20 protein-coding genes and 1 pseudogene are annotated in these 22,315 nt (G+C 63.1%); 15 read left to right on the top strand and 6 right to left on the bottom strand.

Annotated features, from left to right (window positions below):
* The first annotated feature begins 10 nt into the window (after window positions 1-10).
* The 6 genes from LJ656_RS13420 to LJ656_RS13395 are packed head-to-tail and all read left to right on the top strand — an operon-like array spanning window position 11 to window position 6,049.
* Window positions 11-958, top strand: a complete 948-nt coding sequence (locus LJ656_RS13420) for a VOC family protein (protein WP_230509894.1) — start codon at window positions 11-13, stop codon at window positions 956-958.
* Window positions 958-1,353, top strand: a complete 396-nt coding sequence (locus LJ656_RS13415) for a Rieske (2Fe-2S) protein (protein ID WP_230509893.1) — start codon at window positions 958-960, stop codon at window positions 1,351-1,353. Before LJ656_RS13420 ends, LJ656_RS13415 begins: the two co-directional genes overlap by 1 nt.
* Window positions 1,354-1,355: 2 nt before the next feature.
* The gene (locus LJ656_RS13410) at window positions 1,356-2,498 is read left to right on the top strand and encodes an FAD-dependent oxidoreductase (protein ID WP_230509892.1); all 1,143 of its coding nucleotides are present in this window, start codon (window positions 1,356-1,358) and stop codon (window positions 2,496-2,498) included.
* Between the two features lie 24 nt (window positions 2,499-2,522).
* The gene (locus LJ656_RS13405; protein ID WP_230509891.1) at window positions 2,523-3,557 is read left to right on the top strand and encodes a fumarylacetoacetate hydrolase family protein; all 1,035 of its coding nucleotides are present in this window, start codon (window positions 2,523-2,525) and stop codon (window positions 3,555-3,557) included.
* Window positions 3,554-4,342: a cyclase family protein gene (locus tag LJ656_RS13400; RefSeq protein WP_230509890.1), complete on the top strand. Its 789-nt coding sequence runs from the start codon at window positions 3,554-3,556 to the stop codon at window positions 4,340-4,342. The genes LJ656_RS13405 and LJ656_RS13400 overlap by 4 nt, the downstream gene beginning before the upstream one ends.
* 21 nt (window positions 4,343-4,363) lie before the next feature.
* Window positions 4,364-6,049 carry a GMC family oxidoreductase gene (locus LJ656_RS13395; protein WP_230509889.1) on the top strand — a complete coding sequence of 562 codons (1,686 nt, stop codon included), beginning with the start codon at window positions 4,364-4,366 and terminating at the stop codon, window positions 6,047-6,049.
* A 138-nt stretch (window positions 6,050-6,187) separates the two neighbouring features.
* Here the strand turns inward: LJ656_RS13395 and LJ656_RS13390 are convergent, their stop codons facing one another.
* On the bottom strand, window positions 6,188-7,060 hold the full coding sequence (locus tag LJ656_RS13390; protein ID WP_230509888.1) for a helix-turn-helix domain-containing protein: 873 nt from the start codon (window positions 7,058-7,060) through the stop codon (window positions 6,188-6,190).
* A gap of 183 nt (window positions 7,061-7,243) precedes the next feature.
* On the opposite strand from LJ656_RS13390, the gene pobA reads away from it, so the two are divergent.
* The 3 genes from pobA to LJ656_RS13375 all read left to right on the top strand — a co-directional run bounded on the left by pobA (window position 7,244) and on the right by LJ656_RS13375 (window position 10,683).
* A complete protein-coding gene (gene pobA, locus LJ656_RS13385; RefSeq protein ID WP_230509887.1) occupies window positions 7,244-8,428 on the top strand; it encodes a 4-hydroxybenzoate 3-monooxygenase in 1,185 nt (394 codons plus the stop codon).
* A 453-nt stretch (window positions 8,429-8,881) separates the two neighbouring features.
* Window positions 8,882-9,538 carry a peroxiredoxin gene (locus tag LJ656_RS13380; protein ID WP_230509886.1) on the top strand — a complete coding sequence of 219 codons (657 nt, stop codon included), beginning with the start codon at window positions 8,882-8,884 and terminating at the stop codon, window positions 9,536-9,538.
* Window positions 9,539-9,615: 77 nt separating this feature from the next.
* Window positions 9,616-10,683 (top strand): MBL fold metallo-hydrolase, encoded by a 1,068-nt coding sequence (locus LJ656_RS13375; protein WP_230509885.1) that lies wholly within the window; start codon window positions 9,616-9,618, stop codon window positions 10,681-10,683.
* Window positions 10,684-10,715: 32 nt separating this feature from the next.
* On the opposite strand, the gene LJ656_RS13370 is transcribed toward LJ656_RS13375, so the two are convergent.
* Together LJ656_RS13370 and LJ656_RS13365 are read right to left on the bottom strand one after the other, a co-directional pair.
* Window positions 10,716-11,498: an AAA family ATPase gene (locus tag LJ656_RS13370; protein WP_230509884.1), complete on the bottom strand. Its 783-nt coding sequence runs from the start codon at window positions 11,496-11,498 to the stop codon at window positions 10,716-10,718.
* A 119-nt stretch (window positions 11,499-11,617) separates the two neighbouring features.
* Entirely contained in the window at window positions 11,618-12,637 is a 1,020-nt protein-coding gene (locus tag LJ656_RS13365) for a DMT family transporter (RefSeq protein ID WP_230509883.1), read from the bottom strand.
* 1,197 nt (window positions 12,638-13,834) lie between these two features.
* On the opposite strand from LJ656_RS13365, the gene LJ656_RS13360 reads away from it, so the two are divergent.
* The 6 genes from LJ656_RS13360 to LJ656_RS13335 all read left to right on the top strand — a co-directional run bounded on the left by LJ656_RS13360 (window position 13,835) and on the right by LJ656_RS13335 (window position 20,329).
* Complete coding sequence (locus LJ656_RS13360) at window positions 13,835-15,223, top strand: class I SAM-dependent methyltransferase (protein WP_230509882.1); 1,389 nt, start codon at window positions 13,835-13,837, stop codon at window positions 15,221-15,223.
* Window positions 15,224-15,245: 22 nt separating this feature from the next.
* The gene (locus LJ656_RS13355; RefSeq protein ID WP_230509881.1) at window positions 15,246-16,601 is read left to right on the top strand and encodes a sensor histidine kinase; all 1,356 of its coding nucleotides are present in this window, start codon (window positions 15,246-15,248) and stop codon (window positions 16,599-16,601) included.
* 7 nt (window positions 16,602-16,608) lie between these two features.
* A complete protein-coding gene (locus tag LJ656_RS13350) occupies window positions 16,609-17,730 on the top strand; it encodes a hybrid sensor histidine kinase/response regulator (protein WP_230509880.1) in 1,122 nt (373 codons plus the stop codon).
* Window positions 17,730-18,731, top strand: a complete 1,002-nt coding sequence (locus LJ656_RS13345; RefSeq protein ID WP_230509879.1) for a response regulator — start codon at window positions 17,730-17,732, stop codon at window positions 18,729-18,731. Before LJ656_RS13350 ends, LJ656_RS13345 begins: the two co-directional genes overlap by 1 nt.
* A 288-nt stretch (window positions 18,732-19,019) precedes the next feature.
* On the top strand, window positions 19,020-19,877 hold the full coding sequence (locus tag LJ656_RS13340; protein ID WP_230509878.1) for an AraC family transcriptional regulator: 858 nt from the start codon (window positions 19,020-19,022) through the stop codon (window positions 19,875-19,877).
* 44 nt (window positions 19,878-19,921) lie between these two features.
* Complete coding sequence (locus tag LJ656_RS13335) at window positions 19,922-20,329, top strand: DUF2000 domain-containing protein (RefSeq protein ID WP_230509877.1); 408 nt, start codon at window positions 19,922-19,924, stop codon at window positions 20,327-20,329.
* Between the two features lie 63 nt (window positions 20,330-20,392).
* Here the strand turns inward: LJ656_RS13335 and LJ656_RS13330 are convergent, their stop codons facing one another.
* The 3 genes and pseudogenes from LJ656_RS13330 to LJ656_RS35070 all read right to left on the bottom strand — a co-directional run.
* Window positions 20,393-21,388 carry a TRAP transporter substrate-binding protein gene (locus LJ656_RS13330; protein WP_230509876.1) on the bottom strand — a complete coding sequence of 332 codons (996 nt, stop codon included), beginning with the start codon at window positions 21,386-21,388 and terminating at the stop codon, window positions 20,393-20,395.
* Between the two features lie 291 nt (window positions 21,389-21,679).
* Window positions 21,680-22,033, bottom strand: coding sequence for a DUF1493 family protein (locus LJ656_RS13325; RefSeq protein ID WP_230509875.1), 354 nt, complete (start codon window positions 22,031-22,033; stop codon window positions 21,680-21,682).
* Window positions 22,033-22,224 (bottom strand): annotated as a pseudogene (locus LJ656_RS35070) (STM2901 family protein); the annotation flags it as partial. The gene LJ656_RS13325 and the pseudogene LJ656_RS35070, both read right to left, overlap by 1 nt.
* Window positions 22,225-22,315: the final 91 nt, after the last annotated feature.

Raw genomic sequence — 22,315 nt, 5'->3', positions numbered from 1 at the left:
GGACCAGGTTATGAACATCATCGGACCGGATGAACTGGTGTTCGGCGTCGACGATATCGCGGCGTGTACGCAGTATCTGACCGACTATGGCCTCACGCCGATCGGCGTGAGCGAGGCGGGCGGCCGTTTTGCAGCGCTCGACGGCACAGCCATCGTCATCCGGCGCAGAGACGATCCCGGCTTGCCGCCAGCGCTCGGCACCGCAACCCTGCTGCGCGAGACCGTGTACGGCGTTGCCGACGCCGCGACGCTTGAAGCGATCGCCCGCGAGCTGGGCAAGGACCGCGAGGTGCGACGCCGCGCCGACGGCTCGCTCGCGAGCGTCGACGATGCCGGCTTTGCGCTGGCGTTTCAGGTCACCGTGCGCAAGCCGCTCGCGTTGCCGGGCGAAGCGAGCAATGCGCCGGGCGCGGCGGCCGCTCGCGGCATCAACGTGCCTGGCGTGAACCCGGACGCACCGGTGAAGCCTCGCACCCTTTCGCACGTCGTCTATTTCGTGCCCGACGCGCGCGCCGCCGAGGCGTTCTACGTCGAACGGCTCGGCTTCGCCTGCTCGGACCGCTTCACCGATGCGGGCCCGTTTCTCCGGCCCGCCGGCACAACCGACCATCACACGTTGTTCCTGATCCAGACGCCGCCGTTCATGAAGGGCTGCGAGCACTTCACGTTTCACCTGGGCGGGCCGTCCGAGCTGATGCTGGCCGGCACGCGCTTCGTCGCGAAGGGCTATCAGTCGTTCTGGGGACCGGGGCGCCATCGCTTCGGATCGAACTGGTTCTGGTACTTCAACAGCCCGCTCGGCTGCCATGTCGAGTATGACGCGGACATGGACCTGCACGACGACACGTGGGCGGCGCGCGCTGCGCCGATGAGTGCCGACGCGTCGCAACTGTTCCTGTTCCAGCATCGCGAGAAATGGGCCCCTGGCGGGCCGCCGCCTGCAGCGCCCGCGCAGTGATGGAGGGCAATGCTGCGAGCGGGCGTGCGTCCGGGCGGCTGCGCCTGTGCCGCATCGACGAACTGCGTTCCGGTGAAGCGCGCGGCTTCGATCCGCACGCTTGCGGTCGCGATACGTTGTTCGTCGTCAGGCGCGGCGATCGCGTGGACGCATGGCTCGACGCGTGTCCGCATTATCCGCTCGCCGAAGCGGTGCCGATGGCGTGGCGCAAGGATCGCTACCTGAGCGCGGATGGCCGTCACATTGTCTGTGCGGGACACGGTGCGTTGTTCGATCCGAACGATGGCCTTTGCGTGCGGGGCCCGTGCCGCGGAGCCCATCTGCAGCGGGTTGCAGTAACGCTCACCGACGCCGGCGAGCTGTGGTTGTTCAATGAAAATATCGATGGAGTCTGAACATGCCTGAAGGCATCTCTCGTGTGCTGGTTGTGGGTGGCGGCTTTTCCGGCATGGCGGCCGCGATCGCGTTTCGCAAATGCGGCGCGGCGGTCGATCTGGTCGAACTCGATCCGGGCTGGCGATCCTACGGTGCGGGCATCAGCCTGGGCGGCGCGACACTGCGAGCGTTTCGCACGCTCGGTGTGCTGGACGCGTTTCTGGAAACAGGCTACGCGGCCGACGGCGTGAACGTATTTCGCGCCGACGGCGCACCGATCGGCGTGCTGCCGACCCCGCGTCTGGCCGGCGACGACGTGCCCGGCGGCGGCGCGATCATGCGTCCCGCACTGGCGGCGATTCTCTCGCAGGCGACCCGGTCGCAAGCAGTCGATGTGCGGCTCGGCTGCACGGTCGCTGCGTGGACCGAGGACGCCGCCGGAATCGACGTGACCTTCTCGGATGGCGCGACCCGCCGCTACGACCTCGTGATCGGCGCGGACGGACTTTATTCCACGATGCGCAGACGTACTTTCGCGGAGGCGCCAGCGCCCGCCTATACCGGCCAGGGCGTGTGGCGCGCGGTGTTCGAGCGTCCCGCTTACATCGAAACCGCGTCCATGTGGGTGGGCGAACGCCTGAAGGCCGGCGCCAATCCGGTCTCGCGCGACGCGATGTATCTGTTTCTCACGGAGGACCGGCCTTCGAACGAATACGTGGAGCCCGCGCAGTTCGTCGCGCGGTTGCGGGCTCTGCTCGACACGTTCGATGCGCCGGAAGTCAAGGCGTTGCGCGACCAGCTCGGCGAGCATTCGCAGATCGTCTATCGGCCGCTCGAAAGCCTGCTGTTGCCGCGGCCCTGGTACGCGGGCCGTGTCGTGTTGATCGGCGACGCGGTGCACGCGACGACGCCGCATCTGGCGTCGGGCGCATGCATCGGCATGGAGGACGCGATTGTCCTTGCTGATGAATGCATGACAGGGGCCACGTCAAACGACACGCTGGCGGACAGGCTCGCGCGCTTCGAGGCGCGTCGCTGGGAACGTTGCCGGATGGTCGTCGACAACTCGCGGCGGCTCGGCGAGATCGAGATCACCGGCGGCGACCGCATGGAACACGCGCGCATCATGCGCGAGACGCTGGCGGCGCTCGCCGCGCCGATCTGAACGGCAAGCAGGGGAGAGCCAACCATGAAAGTAAGACTTGCCACGCTTGACGACGGCAGCGCCGACGGGACACTCGTCGCGGTGTCGCTGGACGGCGCACGGGCCGTGTCGGTCGCGCATATCGCACCGAATCTGCTCTACGCGCTGGAACACTGGGAGCGGGTCGCGGGGCCGCTCGAACACTGTTGCGCGTCGCTCGATGCGGGAGGTTCGTCCGGCGGCTTCGCGTTCGACCACGCGCGAGCCCGTGCGCCGTTGCCACGATCGTTCCAGTGGTGTGACGCGTCGGCGTTTCTCTCGCATGGCGAATTGATGGAGCGCGCGTTCAACACGCAACCGATGCCCGACGCGCGCGAAGTGCCGTTGATGTACCAGGGCGCATCCGACGACTTTCTTGGTCCATGCGAGGACGTGCCGCTGCCTGACGAAGCCGATCAGATCGACTTCGAGGGCGAGTTCGGCGTAATCGTCGGCGCGACGCCGATGGGTGTGTCGGCGCGCGACGCGCTCGGCTTCATTCGTCTCGTCGTGCAACTGAACGACTGGAGTTTGCGCGCGTTAGGACCGCGCGAGATGAAGAGCGGTTTCGGCTTCCTGCAAGCCAAGCCTTCGACAAGCTTTGCGCCTGTCGCGGTCACACCCGCGGCACTGGGTGACGCGTGGCAGGACGGCCGCCTCGCGATGAAGCTGCGGGTCGAACGCGACGGCGCGTGGTTCGGCGAGCCTGACGCGCGCGAAATGCATTTCCATTTCGGTGAGCTGATTGCGCATGCGGCGCGTAGCCGTTCGCTGTCGGCGGGGACCGTGATCGGCTCGGGCACCGTCTCGAACTACGGAAGTCTCGCCGGTTCGGCTTGCATCGCCGAACGTCGCGTCATCGAGCTACTTGACTCGGGCGTCGCCCAGACCTCGTTCATGCGCTTCGGCGAGCGCGTGCGGATGCAGGCTATCGCGTCCGGCGACGGCGCGACCCCATTCGGCGCGATCGATCAGCGCGTGGTGCGCGCTCATCGCGTCGCCCCTTGCGTGACCTCATGCCAATCCAGCACACAACCATGAAACCACAACGCACTTTTGTCGATCTGTCGATCTACCTGGAGAACGACGTTCTCTCCGATCCGCCCCCGCTCGCGCCGAAGATCACCTATCAGCGCCATGCCGACACGGTGCCGGAATTTCTCGCAATGCTGCCGGGGGTGAAACCCGAAGACTTCCCGGATGGTGAAGCGGCCGCGGCCGAGTGGGTGACGCTGACGACGCACTCGGGCACCCATCTGGACGCGCCGTATCACTTTCATTCGACGATGGATGCGAAGTTCGGCGAACCAAAACCGTCGACAACGATCGATCGGGTGCCGCTCGAATGGTGCTTTCAGCCGGGCGTGAAGCTGGATTTCCGTCACTTCCCCGACGGGTACGTGGTGAGCGCAGCGGACGTCGAAGCCGAATTGCGACGGATCGGCTGCACGCTCGAACCGCTCGACATCGTCGTCGTCAATACACGCGCGGGCTCTCGTTACGGCCACAACGACTATGTCAGCGCCGGATGCGGAATGAGCTACGAAGCTACGATGTATCTGCTCGAACGCGGCGTGAGGCTGACCGGCACCGACGCATGGAGTTGGGACGCGCCGTTCTCCTATACGGCCAAACGTGTCGCCGAAACCGGCAACAAGGCGCTGATCTGGGAAGGACACAAGGCGGGCCGCGACATCGGCTATTGCCATCTGGAGAAGCTTCACAACCTCGAGGCGCTGCCCTCGCACGGATTCACCATTTCGTGCTTTCCCCACAAGATTCGCGGTGCGTCGGCCGGGTGGACGCGCGCGGTCGCAATCCTTTGATTCCAGCATCGAGAGACTTTGATGAGCAATGAAAACAATACGTTCGACTATGTGGTCGTCGGTGCGGGGTCGTCGGGAAGCGTGCTCGCGGACCGGTTGAGCCGCGATGGAAAGAGCACGGTGTTGTTGCTCGAAGCCGGCGGCAATAACGAATCGGAACTCGTGCGCATGCCACGTGCGTTCATGAAAATGTGGGGCAATCCGACGTATTTCTGGCAGTTCCCCGTGAAAGCGCAGAAAGAGCGGCCGGATAACGAGACGTGGGTATACGGCCGGGGGCTGGGCGGCTCCAGTTCGACGAACGGCACCTGGTACCTGCGCGGGATGCCCGCCGACTACGAAGCATGGAACGCGATGGGCCTGCGCGAGTGGTCGTGGGCGCAGGTCGAGCGGTGCTTCAAGGAGATGGAGAGCTATCAGTATCGGCACGCGCATGCTTCGCGTGGACGCAAGGGTCAGTTGCAGGTCACGGAGTTGCCATTCCGCTCGCCGGTCATTCGCGCCGCGCTCGAGGCGGGCAGGCAGATGGGCCTGCCTGTACTAGACGATATCAACACGCCCAATACGCAAGGCATCGGCTACACGCAGGCGACGGTGGACCGGCGCGGCAGGCGTGCGTCCGCGTATCGTGCGTTTCTCAAGCCCGCGATGCGCAGGAGCAATCTCACCGTCATCACGGGCGCGCTCGCGGAGCGCATCGTGTTCGATCGCACGCGCGCGAGCGGCGTACGTTATCGGGTAGGCGAAGCGACGTTGCTCGCCAGCGCGCGCCGCGAGGTGATTGTCTGCGCTGGCGTGCTGCAGAGTCCGAAGTTGCTTCAGCTTTCCGGCATCGGTCCTGCCAACGTGCTTGCGAAGGCAGGTGTGAGCGTCGTAAAAGATCTGCCGGCGGTCGGGCGCAATCTGGTCGATCACGCGATGTTTTCTATTTCGTTCCGCATGCGCAAGGATCCGGGCTTCAATCGTGAGTTCCATGGCTGGCGCCTGATGCGGCATGTGCTTCAGTACTACACGACGCGCTCGGGATTGATGGCATACACGTCGCCGGAACTTACGGCACTGGTGTCGATGCGCTCTGCGCCGCACTGGCCCGACGTCCAGTTTGGCGTGGGACCGTTCTCGATGCGCTCGTCCGAAGAGATCAAGGCCGATCCGGGGCGCGGTGCGCTCGAAGATCAACCCGGTCTCACCCTGAACGGGTACTACCTGCGGCCGAAGAGCCGTGGCAGCGTGGCGATCCAATCGTCGGATATTGACGTGCCGGTGCTGGTCGACGCGAATTGGTGGGGCGATCCGCAAGACCGGAAGCTACTCGTGGATATGCTGCGCCTGATGCGCGAGTTCGCGGCGCAGCCCGCACTTGCGCCTTACATCGTGCAGGAGGTGACGCCCGGGGCGCAGTATCAGACCGACGATGAGATCTTTCGGGCATTGCAGTGGCTCGTCAGCCCGGGGGTTCACGCCACCGGCACATGTCGCATGGGTGCCCCGGGCGACTCGGTGCTTGATTCACGGTTGCGCGTACATGGGATCAAGGGGCTGCGCGTGGTCGATTGCTCGTCGATGCCGACGCCGCCCTCGGGAAATACGAACGGCCCGGCCATGATGCTCGGTTATCGCGCGGCCGAACTGATTCTGGCAGACCGTGATCGCGTTGAAACAGATGGCGAGTGCGGCGTGACGCCGGCGCGTGCAGCAGCGGCTTGACGGGTACGTGGAGCGAAGCAAGGTTGTCCCTGGCCAAGGGCCGCGCACACGGGGCCGACAGCCTCCGAGTTGACGACATTACTTCGCTTCTGAACGAAGTAATGTCGTCACTTCCCGGCAAAGCGACTCAAGCCGACTTCAATCCGGCTTCCGGAACGCATTCGGCGTCACGCCGGTAAACCGCTTGAAAAACCGCGTGAAATAAGCCGGTTCGGTAAAACCAAGAAAATCCGAAATCTGCGCAATGCTCAACGCGGTGTAAGTCAGATTTCGTTTCGCCTCGAGCATCAACCGCTGATGCACGAGCGCGAGCGCGCTCTTACCCGCGAGCCGCTGACACACCATATTCAGATAAACCGGTGTCACCCCTAACTGCTCGGCGTACCGGCTGATCGCCAGATGCTCGCGGTAATGCTTCTCGACCAGGCTGTAAAACGCCTTCAGATGAACGTGCCCACGATCCTGTCTCTCGCTGCGTTCCGCGCCTTGCTGCGCCTGCCGGCTGACCCACACCACCAGCGTGCTGACCAGCGAGCGCAGCAGCAGATCGCGCGACGGCGCCGGCAACCCATACTCGTCATTGAGCTTGCCGCACAGCGTGTCCAGATACGCGCTATCTTCGCCGACCGCATAGCAACCCGGATGCTCGAACACGCGCCGCGGCGCGTCCATCTGCTGCTGCAGCCAGTTCATCAGCGGCGCGGCGATCGTGATCACGTAGCCGTCCACCTCCGGCGAGAACTGGAAGCCGTGCACGCACATCGGCGGGACGATCTGCACCGATGGCATGTCGATTCGTGTTGTCTCTCCCTCGATTTCGAGTTCCGCGGTGCCCTTCTGCACGTAAAGAATCTGCGCGAGGTCCGCATGCCGATGCCGGCGGATTTCCCAGTCGTACAGGCTGCTGCGCTCAGGGATCGACTCGCAGTGCAGCAAATCGAGCGTGCTCCAATCGGGCCCTTCACCGTATAAATTGAAGACGGGGATGTCGTGCTGTGCGGGCTGCTTCATGGGTTCGTCGGCGGCGACTCGGTCCGCCCGGGGACTTTCGAAAAGTCCAATTTTAATCCGAAAAAATGCCTTATCAGCGCCGCGCGTTTCTAGAAAAATGCAATTCGACCGTGGCGGCAGATATCGGAGCCCGCACCGCAGGCCGGCAGTTCACGGTGTAAATGAACACAGGAGACATCGATCATGAAAACCACCATCGCGATCATCGGCGCCGGGCCGTCCGGGCTGCTGCTGGGGCAGTTGCTGCACAAGGCGGGTATCGACAACATAATTGTCGAGCGCCAGAGCGGCGAATATGTGCTCGGCCGCATCCGCGCCGGCGTGCTCGAACAGGGCACGGTCGACCTGATGCGCGAAGCGGGCGTCAGCGAACGCATGGACGCGGAAGGCCTGGTTCACGACGGTATCGAACTGGTGTTCGGCGGCCGGCGTGACCGCATCGATCTGAAGAAGCTGACGGGCGGCTCGTCGGTGCTGGTGTACGGCCAGACCGAAGTGACCCGCGATCTGATGGCCGCGCGCGCGGCAAGCGGCGCGACCACGGTGTACGAAGCGTCGAACGTCCAGCTGCACGACGTGAAGGGCGAAGCGCCGTACGTCACGTACGAAAAGGACGGCGAGACCCACCGCCTGGACTGCGACTACGTCGCCGGCTGCGACGGCTTTCACGGCGTTTCCCGCAAGACCATCCCCGAGGAAGTGCTCACTCATTACGAGCGCGTCTACCCGTTCGGCTGGCTCGGCCTGCTGTCCGACACGCCGCCGGTCAATCACGAACTGATCTATGCGCACCACGAACGCGGTTTCGTGCTGTGCAGCCAGCGTTCCACCACGCGCAGCCGCTACTACCTGCAGGTGCCGTTGACCGAGAAGGTCGAGGACTGGTCCGACGAGCGCTTCTGGGAAGAGCTGAAGACGCGCCTGCCGAAGGACGTCGCCGACAAGGTCGTCACGGGACCGGCGCTCGAAAAGAGCATCGCGCCGCTGCGCAGCTACGTGGTCGAGCCGATGCAACACGGCAAGCTGTTCCTCGTCGGCGACGCCGCGCACATCGTGCCGCCGACCGGCGCGAAGGGCCTGAATCTCGCCGCGAGCGACGTGAGCACGCTGTACCGGATTCTGACCCGCGTGTACCGCGAGGGCCGTACCGATCTGGTCGAGAAGTATTCGCAGATCGCGCTGCGCCGCGTGTGGAAGGCGGAACGGTTCTCGTGGTTCATGACCAACCTGCTGCACGAGTTCTCGGAGCGCGACGCGTTCGACAAGCGCATGCAGCGTACCGACTACGACTACTACACGAACTCGGAAGCCGGCCTCAAATCGATCGCGGAAAACTACGTCGGTTTGCCGTACGATCCGATCGAATAAAAACGCCGGTTACATCGGTTCGATACGTCCTCCATCCGCTGAGGACGTAGTTCGGGGTGCGGCCACCCACCCCGAACGATCCCGCTTCCCTCAGACTAGCTCCCTGTCCACCGTTTTCGCGCGGCCGGCAACGTCGCGGCGCCAGCGCGGCCCCGCCGCTTCGTGTGTCGACACACACGCTGCGCCAACCGGCGTCCATCAGTCCATCATTTACTGACCTCTCGCCCCCGCCGGTAAGCGCTACCGCAGCGGCCGCCTGCGGCCGAACTGGGCGAGCATCGACATACGCCCGGTCGTTACGCGCTATATTTGAACTCTCACCGTCGGCCGTGCAAGCTTGCTGCCTCCAGTCCACGAGGACAGAAACTTCCGTACGGCAGTGAACTCTCAGCAACGCGCCGCACGCGCTTCGCCCGTGTCTTTCGTTCAACCACTACTTTGCAGGACGGCTATATGTCACTTCGCATCAATGACGTCGCGCCCAATTTCACCGCGCGCACCACGCAAGGCACCATCGATTTCCACGACTGGATCGGCGACCAATGGGCGATCCTGTTCTCGCACCCGAAAGATTTCACGCCGGTTTGCACGACCGAACTGGGCTACATGGCGAAGATCGAGCCGGAGTTCACGAAGCGCAACGCGAAGCTGATCGGCCTGTCGGTCGATCCGGTCGAACAGCACGAAAAATGGGCGGCCGACATCGAGGAAACGCAAGGCGCCGCCGTTAAATATCCGATGATCGGCGACACCGACCTCGCGGTCGCCAAGCTCTACAACATGCTGCCGGCCGAAGCGGGCGACAGCAGCGAAGGGCGCACCGCCGCGACCAACGCGACCGTGCGTTCGGTGTTCATCATTGGCCCGGACAAGCAGATCAAGCTGATGCTGACCTACCCGATGACCACCGGCCGCAACTTCGACGAAATCCTGCGCGTGCTCGATTCGCTGCAGCTCACCGCGAAGCACAAGGTGGCCACGCCGGTGAACTGGAAGCAGGGCGACGACGTGATCATCACCGGCGCGGTCAGCAACGACGAGGCGGCGACGCTGTTCCCCGGCTTCAAGACCATCAAGCCGTATCTGCGCACCACCAAGCAACCGGGCTGACCCGGCGTGACACGGCGGCGGTTCGCGGCGCGCGCCACGAACCGCCCGTCATCCCGGCTGTTTTCCAGAGACTCGCCATGATTTTTCGCCAGCTGTTCGACCCCGTCTCCTCCACTTATACCTACCTGCTGGGCGACAGCGGCGAAGCGCTGCTGATCGACCCGGTCTACGAGCAGGTGCCGCGCGACCAGGCGCTGCTGCAGGAGTTGGGTCTGCGGCTGCTGACCACGCTCGACACCCACGTGCACGCCGATCACGTGACCGGCGCGTGGCGCTTGCAGCAGCGCTGCGGCAGTCAGATCGCGCTGGCCGCGGCGGTCGACGCGCAAGGCGTCACGCGGCCGTTGCGGCACGGCGACCGGATCGACTTCGGCAAGCGCCATCTGAGCGTGCGCGCGACGCCCGGCCACACCAGCGGCTGCCTGACCTACGTGCTCGACGACGAGAGCATGGCCTTCACCGGCGACAGCCTGCTGATCCGCGGCTGCGGCCGCACCGACTTCCAGCAGGGCAGCCCGGAGCAGTTGTTCGCATCGGTGCACGAGCAGATTCTGACGCTGCCCGCTCACTGTCTGCTGTATCCGGCGCACGACTATCGCGGCATCACCGTGACGAGTGTGGCGGAGGAGCGGCGCTTCAATCCGCGCCTGGGTGGCGACGTCGATGTGCGCGACTTCGCCGGCCATATGAATAATCTGAATTTGCCGCATCCAAAGCTGATGGCGGTCGCGGTGCCCGCCAACCTGCGCTGCGGGCAGCCGGAGGCCGACGCGGCGCAGGCCACGGAGACGCCCGACTGGGCGCCGCTCACGCTGCGCTTCAGCGGCGTGTGGGAAATCGAGCCGATGGCGCTGCTCGAGCATGGCGCGGCGTTCCAGATCGTCGACGTGCGCGAGGCGCCGGAATTCATCGACCGTCTCGGGCATCTGCCGGGCGCGCAGCTGGTGCCGCTGTCGCAGCTGACCGCGCGGCTCGACGAGCTGGATCGCGAGCGGCCGGTGGTGGCCGTGTGCCGTTCCGGCGTGCGCTCCGCGCAAGCGAGCGTGCTGCTCACCAAAGCGGGCTTCGGCAAGGTCGCGAATCTGGCCGGCGGGATGCTGCGTTGGCGCAGCGAGGGCTTGCCGGTCGCGCTGGACGTGCTCTGACAGCGCCGGAGCCCGGGCGAGCGCCCTGCTCGCTAGTCGATGTGCCCGTCGGCGCTTGCGTCGTCGGCATCCGCCAGTAACACCTTCAGCATGCGTTGCGGATTGGCGAGGAAGTCGCGGGTGATCCTGTAGTGCTCGGTGTCTTCGTAAGCGATCGGCTCGATGCCGTCGGCGCCGAACTGGTAGATCGTCGCGTCCGGATAGGCCATCAGGATCGGCGAATGCGTTGCGATTACGAACTGCGAATTTTGCTGGATAAGTTGATGCATGCGCGCCAGCAGCGTCAGTTGCCGTTGCGGCGATAACGCCGCCTCGGGTTCGTCGAGCAGATAGAGCCCATCGGGACCAAAGCGATTCATCACCAGCGCCAGAAACGATTCGCCATGCGACTGCGCGTGCAGCGAGCGACCGCCATAAGAGGCCAGCACGCCGGCGGTGTACGGATCTTCTTCGAGCTCGTCGAGCGAACTGGCGACGTTGTAGAAGCTTTCCGCGCGCAGAAAATAGCCGGTGCGCGGGCGCCGGAAGCCTTTCGAGACCCGTAGGCGGGCATGCAGGTCGGAGTGAGTATTGCGGGTCTGGAAGCGCAAATCGCGACTGCCGCCCTCGGCGTTGTAGCCGAGCGACACGGCCAGCGCCTCCAGCAGCGTCGACTTGCCGGAGCCGTTTTCGCCGACGAAGCAGGTGACTTTCGGATGCAGCGTCAGCGTTTGCAGCGAACGGATCGCAGGCAGGCTGAACGGGTACTGCGAAGGGTCCGCGTTCGCATCCGGTTTCAGATCGATACGCGACACGAATTGCGAGGAAATGATCATGTGGGGTCTGCCGGAGCGCCGCGGTCGGCCCCGCGGTTCGCCAGATTTTCACCAATCCGGCGGCCGCTGTCGACTCGCGGCGGGCGGCCGGCAGCGGCCCACCCGATCTATTCGCGCTTTCAGCCTTGGCTCTGGCCGCACGCGCGAGTGTTGCCAATTGCGACTTCCGGCTTTGCATGAGCGGCCCGCAGTCGCGGCGCGCGCGTGACCAGCCAGATGCCGCAGCACACGAGCACGAGCGCGAACAGATTCTTCACTTCCATGATGTTCTCGCTCAGGCAGATCGCCGACAGCACGGTGCCGAAAACCGGCACCAGAAAATTGAAGACGGTGACCTTGCCGACCGGGTTGTACTTGAGCAGCAGGCTCCATAGCGTAAATGCGACCGACGAAAGCAGCGCCAGATAACCGAGCAGCGCGAGCGAGGCCGGCGTGAACGCTTGCAGCGTACCGCCGCTCGCATAACCGGCCACGACCAGCACGAGGCCGCCGAACGCCAGTTGGTAACCGGTCATCACCATCGGGTCGATGCGCTGCGAAATGCGCTTGCCGTAAATCGACGCGGCGGACAGCACGAACGCGGCAATCACGATAAAGCCTTCGCCGAGCAGCGTGAACGCGAATTCGAGCGTGCCGTCGCCGAAATTGACGACCATCACGCCGACAAATCCCAGCAGACATCCGAATGCTTTGCGCGGCGTCAGTTTGTCATTGCGATAAAGAAAATGGGCGAGCAATACGCTGAAGAAGGTCGTGGTCGAATTGAGAATCGAGCCGCGCACGCCGGTGGTGTACGCAAGACCGATATAAAAGAACACGTATTGAATCGCCGTTTGCGTGAAGCCCAACAGCATCACCCGTGCTGCATCGGTGCGGCTCAATTTGAAAAGGGGCTTATTCGACAAGGCCGCGAAAACCAGCACGATCAGGCCGGCGAGCACGAACCGGTAGCCGGCGAAAACCAGCTTCGAAGGAATGTCGTTCTGCGTAATGCCGAGCAGCGCATAGCCGATCTTGATGGCCGGATAGGAGCTGCCCCACAGCAGGCAACATAGCGTCGCCAGCATTACGAGTACTTTGGGTTGGGTGAAAAGCCGCGTGGAATCGCGCGAGCCGGTCGGGGTGGCGGAGGCTGTCATGTTTCGGGTGGGTTTGTCGTTGCGCACCGTGTGGATCGACCACGGCAGTAGCGCGTCTTATTGCGTTATTTTCTTGGCCGGCCGGCCGGGCGTTGGTATTGCCGTTCAGGCATTCGGCAATGACTGATTCGGCATGTCTCGCATTGGTGGAATTCGCGAATGGAAAAGAGAGGATTTCCAACAATCAACTAGTCTCGATTAGTTGAAGGCCGCGCGAAATTATATCTCAATGCAACTGTAATGTCAGGCGCGCCGGCCGGGCGGCGCGCGTGCGGAACCCGATGCCACGGGCGACCGGACGTTACGCCGGCTGCTATGTCCGCATCACTGTGTCGGGCGATCTTCCGACCATACGCTGGCGAGTGACGCGGACCTTCACACCTGCGGTGCAGACGCCCGTGGGTAATCTATTGTCGCTCAATCGCGCTGGGCCGGCAGAGGCGAGGGACGGGGCGTCGAACGAATCGACCGGCTCGTGCTTGCTTTGCTCGAGCTTACCCATCGACAGCTATCGGAGACCGGGTACTCCGTCGTTAACGACCGCTTGCAAAAAAACTTTAATTTTGTCCGCAAAAAACGACTGCCGCGTTGTCAGTCATTTACTAAAGAATTGCTATTTGTCGGCTGCGCAGTACTTCATTAGCACGTCGTTTTTCCAGAAGATCTCGCGCTAATTGCACAGCGCGGACCATTCGCTTGACGAGAAGGATTCGGAAATAGAGAGAACTGTCTAAGAACTACGAGAAAGAATTGCGCGCGAATTTGCTTACCGCGAATTTCCGCAATCGTTTGCCGATAGCGCCCCGGCCCGGTGCATATCCGTAATGCGGGACAGACACGCCATGCAATTCGACAGTAGCGCCGCGCGCCGGGTGTGCGGCGCTTATATTCAACCGGCATAGGCGCCGCGGGCTTGCGGCATAAGCGTCGCCAGCCGGCGCACGCGAACAATCTCAATTGCTTTTCAAGATTGCTCGGGCGCAAAGTCGCAATTTGTTATAACGCAGAATCTTCAGTCTTGGTGTTACACTGCAACCCGCCGGAATCTTCCGGCAAAAGGGTTTGGGTGTTTCCAGTGCAACACTGGTTTGAACCTCGCGTACACGACTTGTATTCGAAGTTGTTCGTGCGGCAGCCATTCACTGTCTTTCATCCCACACTCCGCTGCGTTTCCCGGATTCCTCAGGTACTTATACCGTGTACTCTCAGACGCAAATCGACCCGGTGGTCAGCTTCCGCAACTCGCAGCGCGAGCATGTGCGAGGGACAATCATTAACCTCCAGAGAAAGTCGCTGGTGATGGAGGTCTATAACCCTTACTCGATCGTCCAGGTCAGTGAGGTGTTGAGCGAACTCAGTGTTCGGATGGGCAGCAAGAACGCCTATCTCGGCAAGGCGGTCGTCGTCAGTCTCGTGAATACCGGCCTCACCGCGGTGGTGTCGCTCGCACTGATCGACGAGTGGCGCGAACTGAGCGTGCTGCCCAACGAGGCGAAGTCGGTCGGGCGCGAAGCCGAACTGTTCATTACCGATTGGGACGCGCGCTTCAACATCCGCCGCGACTATCAGATCGTCGTCAATGAAATGCGCGCGTTTCTTTCGGAAGTGTCGCGCTGGGTCGAGCAGGTCGATCTGACCGAAAGTCTGCCGAAGAACGAAGGCCGGCTGCGCGAGGATCTGTTCTACGAGCTCGCCACGCCGATCATGCTGAAGATGAAGTTCTATCTCGACCGGCTCGAGGAAGAAGCTCAACGCGTCGATGTCGAGATCGCGCCGGTGCATCGCACGTATGCGCAATCGGCATTGCATCCGCTGCTGCTGCGCGCGCCGTTCGTCTATCGCACGTTCACCAAGCCGCTCGGCTATGCGGGCGACTACGAGATGGTCAACCAGATCCTCAGCGATCCGCAGCAGGGGCCGACCACTTACTTCCAGATCGTCAATACCGCGTTCCTGCAGGCGGCGGTGGCAACCGCGCACCGCAACCGCATCACGCTGCTGATCGACTTCCTCACCCGTCAGGCCGAAGCGGCGCGCGCGGCCGGCCGGCCGTTCCGGATTCTCAACGTCGGCTGCGGACCGGCGTTCGAGATTCAGCGCTTCGTGCGCGAATATCCGCATCCCGAGCTGCTGTCGTTCCAGCTGGTCGACTTCAGCGAGGAAACGCTGGCATTCACGAAAGACGCGATCGAAAGCTCGGCGCGCGGGGCCGGTCACAAGACCTCGGTGGAAATGGTCCATCAATCGGTGCACGACCTGCTCAAACGCAAGATTTCGTCGGACCCGGCCGCGCGCGAGTTCGATGCGGTGTATTGCGCCGGTCTGTTCGACTATCTGTCGGACAAGGTCTGCGCGCGTCTGCTCAGCTATTTCGCGGCCCGCACGCGACCGGGCGGCCAGTTGCTGGTCACCAACGTGCATTCGGCCAATCCCGAGAAGTACGGGATGGAACACCTGCTGGAGTGGTATCTGATCTATCGGAACGAAGCCGGTATGAGCTCGCTGCTGCCGCCGAATTCCAGCGACCACAAACTCTATGTCGACGAGACCGGAGTGAACGTGTTCGCGGAAGCCACGATTCTCTGAAACGTCAGCAGACACTCCATCGATGACTACCAGTCCACTGCACGCAGGTTATCAATCCGAGCTGGCCGACTTTCGTGTCAATTTCAGCCGCGGCGGTGCGCTTACCGCGATCGCGCTGGTCCTGCTCGGCGTGGGCCTCGATTACGCGCAGTATCCGCAGTATCAGATGTCGTTCGCGGTCGCGCGGCTGGTCGTGTCGTTGCTGATCGGCGGCATCGTCGCGTTGCTGGACACCGGCATCGGGCGCCGCCTCACTCCGTGGTTGACGCTGTCGTGGCTGCTGCTGCCGCAGATCATGATCTCGTGGATGATCTGGCGCACCGACGGCGTGCTGTCGCCGTACTACATGGGGCTCAATCTCGCGATCTTTGCGTCCGGCATCGCGCTGCCGTTCGGCCTGTGGCAAAACCTCGTGTTCGGGGTGCTGTCGTGCGTGCTGTATCTGCTCGCCTGTCTGATGCCGCCGCACAATGGCGCGCCGCTCGGCACGCTGACCGTGAACGTGCTGCTGTTGTTGTTCGCCGCCGCGGCGAGCGCCGTGTACACGTTCTTCAACGAGCGGGTGCGCTTCATGCTGTTTCGCCTGAAGGCGGAAGTGTCAGAAAAAAACGCCGAGGTATCGGCAAAGAATGCCGAGCTCGAGGTGATCAATCGCCAACTGCTCGATATCAAAGGACAATTGCTGCAGCAGGAAAAGATGGCGGCGATCGGTACGCTGGCCGCGGGCTTGCTGCACGAGGTCAACAATCCGGTCAATTTCTGCCTGATGGCGATCGAGGTCGCGCTGGAAGAGCCGATTTCCAAAACGGAACCGACTCTGAACGAGTGTCTCGTCGACGCGCGTCAGGGGATGCAGCGGATTCAGCACATCGTGTCGGACCTGAAGACGTTCGCGTATCGCAAGCCGGGCGCGGAGGCCGAACTGGGCACGCCGTTCCTGTTCGAAAAGGCGCTGGATTCGGCAATCCGGCTGGTCGGCCACGAATTGCGCGGCGTCACGGTGACTCGCGATCTGCCGGCCGATACGCTGGTGCAGGGCGACGAAGCGGCGATCATCGGCGTGCTGATCAACCTGTTGTCGAACGCGGTGCTGGCGATGCGCAAGGCGGGCACGCCGGGCCCGTCGATTCACATCAACGTGGAGTGGACCGAAGAGCGCCTGCATGTGACGGTCAAGGACAACGGACCCGGCATCAAACCGGAGAACCTGGCGCGGGTGTTCGAGCCGTTTTTTACGACTCGCGAAGTCGGCCAGGGTCTCGGCCTCGGGCTGTCGATCAGCTATGCGGTGATCGAGCGCCACGGCGGGCTGCTGTTCGCCGAGAGCGAATTGGGCAGTTGGGCGTCGTTCAGTTTCGATCTGTCGCCGGCGCCCTGAGAACACGATGAACGATATTCGACAGACCCAGCCCACGCTTCTTTACGTCGATGACGAAGAGTTGGCGTGCAAATATTTCGCGCGCAGCGTCGGCGCGGATTACGACGTGCTGCTCGCGCGGAGCGCGGACGAAGCGATCGCGATCCTGCGCCAGGAGAACGCGCGCATCGCGGTACTGGTCACCGATTTCCGCATGCCCGGCCGCGATGGCGGTCAGCTGTTGCGCCAGGTCGCGCACGAATATCCGCATATCGTGCGGATTCTGGTGACCGCGTACGCGGATGTCGAGATGCTGCTGCAGACGGTCAATACCGGCGAGGTGTTCCGCATCCTCGAAAAGCCGCTCAGACCGGACGCGGTGCGCGAGACGTTGCAACTGGCGTTCGAGCGGCATCACGAGCGCGCGATGCAGAACCAGCGCCTGATCGCGATCGACGAAACGCTCGCGTTTCTCGCGCACGAACTGAATACGCCGCTCGCGGCCATTGCATTGAACGCACACAGCATCGAAGGCCGCACCACCGTGCAGCTCGATGCGGAAGGGGAAATTCTCGGCGCCGCGAAATCGATGCGCGAGAGCGCGCAGTACTGCATGGCGGTGGTGTCGTCGTTCTGGCGCTCGGTGCACAACGGGCGCCGGCAACCGGAGGGCGACGACGCGCGCAGCGAGGTCACCGCGCACGGACTGATTTCGGCGCTGCTCGATACCTATCCGCTGACCGCGGCGCAGCGCTCGTGGATTCAGGTCGACGTGGCCGGCGACTTTCCGGTGGTGACGCAACCGAATTGCGTGGCGCTGGTGTTGTCGTCGCTGCTGTCGAACGCGCTGCGCGCGCTCGCGGGCGCCGGCGCGCCGGCGGTGCGCTTTACCGTGACGGCGGAGCCGGCGCGGAGCATCGCGATTTGCGACAACGGTCCGGGCATTCCGCCGGAAATCAAAGCCCGTCTGCTCACGGACCCGATTACCACACACGCTAAATCCGGGGGTAATGGCTTGGGCCTGATTTTATGCAACCGGGTCATGCAGTCCTGTGGCGGCGGACTCGAGATCGAGTCCACGCCCGGGGGAGGCACCACCGTAGTGCTGGATTTCCCCCATATCAAAGGTCAAACGCACAGGAGTTGTTGATGAACGAAGCAAATGCCAACCAGGACTCGATGCCGGCGATCATTTTCGTCGATGACGAAGCCACGGCCGTGAAGTACTTCCAGCGTGCGATCGGAAGCCTGGCGCCGGTCCTGACTGGCGGCTCGGTGGAAGAAGGCAAGGCTCTACTGGACGCGCACGGCGACCGGGTCGGAGTTCTCGTCTCCGACCAGCGCATGCCGGGCGAATTCGGCAACGAATTGCTCCGCTACGCGAGCGAGCGCTATCCGCATATCGTGCGGATTCTGACCACCGCCTACTCGGAAATCGATCAGACCGTGGCGGCCGTCAACCTGGGTCATATCCACCGCTACATCAAGAAGCCGTGGGACATCACCGCGCTGCGCATGGAGCTGAAACAGGCGCTGGAACTGGCCGATCTGCGCAAGGAGCGCGACCAGTTGCTGCGCGAGAAGCTCGGCGTGCTGCAGAAGCAGACGGTCGCGACGCGTATCGGTCTGGTGCGCTCGCTGGCCGCGACGCTGCTCGGCACCGAGCGCTTCCAGCCGGTGGAAACCTATCTTGCCGCGGCGGCGCTCGCCGACGCCCAGAACGCCGAGCCGGACTGGCTGCTGCAGGACTACTCCGATCTGGTCGGCGCCGAGAGCGCACGCAGCGGCGCGTTCGGTCATCAGGTCGCCAGCCAGCTGGCGGGGCTGCGCAACCGGCACCCGAATCCGGCGGCCGGCAACGCGGTTGCGACGCTGGTCGCGACGCTCGCGGAAGCGGGTCTCGACGTGCGGGCCGATGGCGAGGGTTTCGTGTGGAACGAACCGGCGGCATTGGCCGAGTTTCTCGCGCAAGCGGGCGACAAGGCGGTGCCGAGCGAGCACGCGGTGTGGCTGGCAGGCTTGCTGTGGCTGGACGGTAACGGCGTTGCACTGGAGGCGGCACGCTCGGGTGACGCGATCGCGTTCAGCGCCACGCAGCCGAAGGCCGATTTTGCCGCCGATCGTCTCGCGACCTGGATCGAGCAGTTCTGAGGATGGCTGACGAAGCGGCGAGCGATCGCGGCGACTGAAAACAGCAAGCAACGGCAGCAGCCGAGCGCAGCAAAGAACGCAGCAAAGAACGCAGCGAACAAACAAAGCGGCCTCGGCCGACGTGTGAATTCCGGGTGGGCGCAACCCCGGCGCACGTTGGACGAAGCCGCTTTGTCATTACCGCGTCCATCGCGTCCATCGCGTCCATCGCGTCCATCGCGACCCGCGTGCCGGTGCCGTACACTAGCCGCAGTCACATCTGACGCGCGCCACGCGCATTCCATCTCCATGACCAGCACGCCCGCGACTTGCGACTCGCCCGATCACTGGCTGATCGCGCGACGCGACCCGGAAACCGGCATCGAAAGCCTGCGCGCGCATTTCAGCGGCCATGCGTACGATCCGCACGATCACGACGATATGTTGATCGGCTACACCGAGCAGGGCGTGCAGCGCTTTCAGTGTCATCGGTTGCTGCATACGAGCGTGCCGGGCCGCGCGATCCTGATCGAGCCCGGCGCGCTGCACGACGGCCACGCGCCCGAGGCGGCCGGCTTTACCTACGCGATGCTGTATCTGCCGCAAGCGTGGGTCGAGCGCGCGGCGCGCCGCCTCGATCTGCCGGGACTTCGCGGCGTCGAGGCCGCGTTCGGCCAGACTCTCGTCGACGACCGCGCGCTCGTCGAGACGATCCGCCAGGCGTGTGCCGCGATCTACTGCGACGACGGCCGGCTCGCGCGCGATCAGGCGCTCGACCGCCTGCTGCTGCAGCTCGGCGCGCAACTGCGCGAGCCGCCGGCGCCGGCAGGGCTCGCCGCACCGCCGGCGATCGCGCGCGTGCGCGATCTGCTGCACGAGCAGATGGACGGCAACCTGGGACTCGACGAACTCGCGGACGCCGCCGGCATCGACCGGTTCCGGTTGACGCGGCTGTTTCAGCGCGCGTTCGGCAGCTCGCCGCATGCGTATCTGGTCCGTCTGCGGTTGCGCGCCGCGCGTCGGTTGCTGGCGAGCGGCCGCACGCCGGCGCAGGTCGCAGCCGAAGTCGGCTTCGCCGACCAGAGTCATTTGGGCCGCTGGTTCCGGCGCGCGTACCGGATCACGCCGGCCGCCTACCGGCGCATGTGCACAAACGTTCCAGACTGAATGCCGCGCGTAGTCGATGATGAGCGCCTCAACGAGGAGTCATCATGTTCGATACCAAAGTGGCGCTGATCGTGCGCGGCGATCTGGCGGTCTGGCAAAAACTCAATGTGGTCGCGTTTCTCGCGACCGGCGTCGCGGCAGCGGCGCCTGACGCGCTGGGCGAGCCGTACGAGGATGCCGCCGGGCATCGCTACGGCCGCATGCTCGGCCAGCCGATGATGGTGTTCACCGCCGACCGCTCGGGCTTGCAGGCCGCGCATCGGCAGGCACTGTCACGCGATGTCAGGATCGTGCCGTACGTGCACGCGATGTTTTCGACCGGTCACGACGCGGCCAATCGCGAGGCGTTTCGCGCCGAGGATGCGGCGAATCTGGATCTGGTGGGACTGGCGGTGCACGGGCCTAAAAAGGCGGTCGACAAGACAGTGAAGGGGTTGGCGCTGCACGAGTGAGCGGGTGAGCGGGTGAGCGGGCCGGCCGGCCCGCCCGCTATTACCGCGTCACTTTCCGACGGCTTACTTGACTGCCTGGATTTCGTCGGCGAGCTGCTTCATCTGCGGGGTCTTTTCGTACTTCACCCACACCGGCTGCATTGCCTTCACGAACGCCGGACGATCGATCTGCGAAGCGCTGACGATCGTCGCGCCACCCGTGGTGACAACCTTCTTCGCGTCGGCTTCGCGCGCGGTCCACAGCTTCTGGTAGTAGGGCACCGAGTCGGCCGCGGCCTTCTTGATGATCTGCTGCTCTTCGGGCGAGAGTTTGTCCCAGATCTTCTTCGAGAACACCAGCACTTCCGGCGTCATCGAATGCTGGGTTTCCGAGTACACCTGAGCCACTTCGAAGTGCTTACCTTCGTCATAGGTCGGCAGATTGTTTTCCGCGCCGTCGACGATGCCCGTCTTCAGAGCCGTGTAAACCTCGGCGGTCGGCATCGGCGTCGGCACGCCGCCCATCGCGCGGATTTCGTCGACCATCAGGTCCGACGGCTGCACGCGCACTTTCAGACCCTTCATGTCGGCCGGCGACTTGATCGGCTTCTTCGCGTACATCGAACGCGCGCCGCTCTCGTAGAACGTCAGTGCGACCATGCCCTTAGCGGTGAACGCGTCGAGGATCTTCTGGCCTTCCGGGCCGTACATCACCTTGCGGAAATGGTCGACGTCGCGGAACAGGAACGGCAGCGACGGGATCATCGATTCCGGCACGATTTCGTTGAACGCCGCGCCGTTGGCGCGCGTCATGTCGAGCGCGCCGATCCGGACCTGGTCGATCGTGTCGTTCTCCGAACCGAGCGCGCTGTTGCCGAACACCTTCACGGAATCCTTGCCACCGGTCGCCTTGTTGATCTGCTCGCCCATGAACTTCACCGCCATGTTGGTCGGGTAGGTGTCGCCGTGCACGTCGGCGCAGCGGAACACGCGCGCCTGGGCCGAGCCGGCGGCGCCGAATGTGAGCAGGGAGGCGGCGATAAGCGCCGGGAGACGAGCGGAAGCAAATTTCGTTTTCATTATCGGGTGTCTCAAAGCGGTTAGTTGTACGATGACTTACAATTTTATAAAGCGGGGTTGACGCTGTACATACGGTGTTTACCCGGGAAAACGCCAAAATCGCCGTTCCGGATCGGAGCGTCGGTCGCGGCTAAGTTAAATGTTGTCTGATGAGGGTTGGCGGCGTTGCGACACCTTCTAACTTCGGGCGTTGCGCCGTCTCGAAGAAAACCTTTGTGCCACACGGTGTATGCGGTGCCGTACCGATGGAGAATTAAAAAGGCCGCGCGACTTCGCACGGCCTTTCAACGACTACTGACGTTTCATCGATAGAATTTTAGAATCCCATCTTCCCTGAATCATCGCATCGCGAAGCATTCTAACGGTTAACGGTTCTCTCTTTGTTGAATGGGGCCTTCTGAAAAGGTATTTTTGGATCAGGTGATAAACGAATCCCTCACCTTCCATAAAAAAATACTTTTCGAATTTGTAGTCACCTTCATCAATTCCGAATTCTTCGAAAAATCGTGTCATGAAAGTGTCGGCGTCGTCACCTTCCTGACCTAGGTCATACACCACAGACATGTCGAGTCCGATTGGCTTCGACGACATACCCGCTTCTTTTCTGATAAACGATTCGAGATTTTCCCATGAGGGATGTGACATCAGAAAACCCTGTCTTCGGGCCTAACCACCCGGTTATATTTCGAAACCGTATGATAGACGATCTGATAGACGTCGCTCGAAAGCATGACCCAACCAACGCCGGGAATAGTTCGACCAATGAAGACACCTAATTTGTGTGTCAGGATCCAATGAAACCGTTTAACGCTCCCAAGCGCGAAAGGCGCGCCGACTCCAGCCGGACGTTGAACGCATAGTCGATGTCCTCGCGCTTATCGTCACCCTTGCTGATTCCACCCCGTTCCCGGCGGCCGAAACCCCGAA

The organism is Paraburkholderia sejongensis (assembly GCF_020880815.1).
Classification (GTDB): domain Bacteria; phylum Pseudomonadota; class Gammaproteobacteria; order Burkholderiales; family Burkholderiaceae; genus Paraburkholderia; species Paraburkholderia sejongensis.
This window is presented reverse-complemented; position numbering and strand designations above follow the sequence as displayed.